Source organism: Methanobrevibacter cuticularis (assembly GCF_001639285.1).
GTDB classification, from domain to species: domain Archaea; phylum Methanobacteriota; class Methanobacteria; order Methanobacteriales; family Methanobacteriaceae; genus Methanobaculum; species Methanobaculum cuticulare.
On sequence record NZ_LWMW01000165.1, the window covers coordinates 1 to 3,566 of the forward strand.

Sequence of the window (3,566 nt, forward strand, 5' to 3'; positions counted from 1 at the left end):
TGAGATATTATATTTTAATGATGAGGTGAAAGATATTATGAATAAGTTTAAAAAGACGTCTTTTGTGATGGTCTTATTGTTGCTTTTTGCTTTGTTGGTAATGGTTGGTTTATCAACTAGTTTTGCAACAGATCGTAACATTACTAATGCGACTGATGGTGGTATTAGTGGTGCTGTTAATAGCTCTCTAGCTAACGATAAGATAATAATGTCTGATGGTGTTTATTCAGGCAACAATAACAAAGACATAATAATAAATAAGAATTTAACAATTACTGGTTCTAATAAAGCCAACACAGTAATTGATTTAAGTGGTGGTAGTAAGTTATTCACAATTAACTCAGGTGTGAAACTAACACTGTCAAACTTAACAATAAAAAACGCAATAATTGGTAATAATAGCTATTTAATAAATAATAATGGTTATTTAACAATAGAAAACTGTGTAATTACAGATAATACTTTATCGTTTAATATTCGTGAGAACACAACCTATACAAGTAATGATGTGTTAGAAGATGATAGTTTTGAATCTGGTTACCTTATTGGTAACAATGGACAAATGAACATAATCGATACAACATTCATTAACAATAACATGAACATAAACTACCAAGAATATCAGAATGTTCCTTATACTAATATTACTACTTTGTATTTTAATAATACAATTTATAATAGTAGTGTTGCTGGTTCTGGTTTTATTGTTAATAAAGGTAGGCTTAATATCACAAGATCAGAATTCACAAACAACACAATAAAAACAACAATAAATCGACAATTCAACTGGAACAACGACCAAAACATAACCATCAATCTTCGAAACCCCAACAATACAACTGTTATCGGTGAACAAAGTACTAATTACGCTTATGCAATGATTGTTAATACTGGTGATTTAATTATCACACAATCCAACTTCAAAAACAACATCAACAACTATAATGAGACAAGAAACTACAACAAAAACACAACCATAATCACTGATGGAGGCAGTGGCAAAAAAACCACAAGTTCTAGTATTTATAATCTAATATATTCCAATAGTAATCTAGAAGTAAATAACTCTAATTTCACTAGCAACGACTACAATGTTATAACATATGTAAGCAACAACCCTAACTATGCTTCAAGTTTTGCTTATGGTGGAGCAATTGCTATAAGTACCTTTGCTAACAGTACTGGTAGTGCTGATATTCTTAATTCTACTTTTGTAAACAATACTGCAATTAGTGGTGCTGGAGCAATTTATGTGACTAGTAGTGCTAATAGTACTCTTAGTGTTGATATTGTTAATTCCACTTTTGAAAATAACAACGCAAATCAGGGTGCAGGAGTTTGTCTAATTAGTAGTTTTAATAGTAATGTTAGTCTTCATATTGTTAATTCTACTTTTGTAAACAACACCGCAATTAATGCTGGAGGAGTTTATGTAGGTAATGGTCCTAATGGTACAGTTAATGTTAGCGTGTCTGGATCTACTTTCTCAGATAACACCGCAACTAATAATGGCGCTGCAATTACTGTCTATAATGATAAGAATAGTTATAGTATTGTTAATATTGTAGGTTCTACTTTCTCAGATAATACTGCAACTGCTAATGGTGGCGCAATTCAGATCAGTTCAAATAATGCTAAAGCTAATGCTAGTGTGTCTGATTCTACCTTCTCAAATAACCATGCTACTTATGGTGGAGCAATTCATGTGACTAGTAGTGCTAATGGTACTGATAGTGTTGATATTATTAATTCCAATTTTACAAATAACACTGCAACTTCTGGTGGTGCACTTTATGCCACTAATGGTGCTAATACTACAGTTAATGTTAATGTGTCTGGATCTAATTTCTTAGATAATACTGCAACTGCTAATGGTGGTGCAATTACTGCCTATTCTAATGATGGTAATAGTGGTATTAATGGTAAGGTAGCACTCAGTATTAATGATTCTAATTTTACAAATAACACTGCAACTGCTGGTGGCGCAATCAGTGTATTTAATCATATTAATGGTTACAGTGTTGCTAATATTGCAGGTTCTACTTTCTCAGATAATACTGCAACTGCTAATGCTGGTGCTGCAATTATTGTCTTTACTGGTATCAATGGTTCTAGTGTTGTTAATATTGCAGATTCTACTTTCTCAGATAATACTGCAACTCCTTATGGTGGTGCAATTTATGTAACTAGTGGTACTAATGGTACTGTTAGTGTTAGTGTGTCTGGTTCTACTTTCTCTGATAACACTGCAACTGCTTATGGTGGTGCAATTTGTGTAGTTACTGATACTAATGGTGTTGTTAGTGTTGATATTGCTAATTCCACTTTTGAAAACAACAATGCGTCTAGTGGTGGAGGAATTTTCGTAAATAGTGGTACTAATGGTACTGTTAGTGTTAGTGTGTCTGGTTCTACCTTCTCAAATAACACTGCAACTAGTAATGGTGGTGCAATTTATGTAAATAGTGGTACTAATGGTGTTGTTAGTGTTGATATTGCTAATTCCACTTTTGTAAACAACACCGCAACTAGTGCTGCTGGAGCAATCTATCTCCTTAATGGTACTAATGGTACTGTTAGTGCTGATATTATTAGTAATGTTTTTGTAGGTAATTCTAATACTAATGGTGTTATTCGTGTTAATACTCCTAATGTGAAAGTGAATTATAATGTGTTCTTTAATCAGACTACTCCTATTACTTCTGGTAACATTATTTATAATGTAGATGCTGATTATAACTACTATGGCTACAACGGCATACCAACTATGAGTAATATAGTTGTGAATAGCTACTATGTGCTTGGTATTACTAATATGAGTGATTTAAGTGGTAATTATTCTGTTGGTGATTTATTAGAATTTAATTATACTGTGTATTTGAATGGTTCTAGTGATAGTACTGGTTCTGATTTATTACCTTCTATGAATGGTGTTTATTGGAATGGTACCTTTTTCAAAGAGTTTGGTTTGAACAATTCTGGTATAATTGAAGTTCCTATTCAAACTATTGCTAATCCAGATATAGTCTTTAAAAACTCAAATGGCACTATCATTGGTAGCTTCACACTAATTGGAGTTATTAGTAAAGGTAATATTACAAATATTACTGTTGATCAACTAACTATTGTAAATAATAGTGTAGCTGATATAACTTTACATATCAATCCAAATATTTGGGGTCTAGCACCTACCATATTCGAAGTTACTATTAATGGTCTAAATCAGAATGTTACATTTGTTAATGGAACTGGAGTATTCACTGACTATGATTATGGTCAACTTGGAAACCAAAACTTATCAATAAGCTTTGCAAGTACAGATGATTATAATGCTACAAGTACAAATCTTAGTACTAGTTTTAAAGATAATGTAAACTTAAACATTACAGCTTCTGATGTTACCTATGGTGATAATCTTACTGTGGTGATTAATGCAACTACACCTAATGGCACAGCTATCATAGATGGAGTTTATGAAGTAATCATAAACAACATAACTTACAATGTGACATTCACTAATGGTGTAGGTAGAGTGAATATCACTGGCTTAGATGCAAATGAATACA

Annotated in this window: 1 protein-coding gene; it reads left to right on the forward strand. The window is 32.1% G+C overall.

Features of this window, described 5'->3' with window-relative positions; genetic code table 11:
* Positions 1-37: 37 nt before the first annotated feature.
* A partial coding sequence (locus tag MBCUT_RS10195) for a beta strand repeat-containing protein (protein WP_157082589.1) occupies positions 38-3,566 on the forward strand: 3,529 nt, incomplete at its 3' end.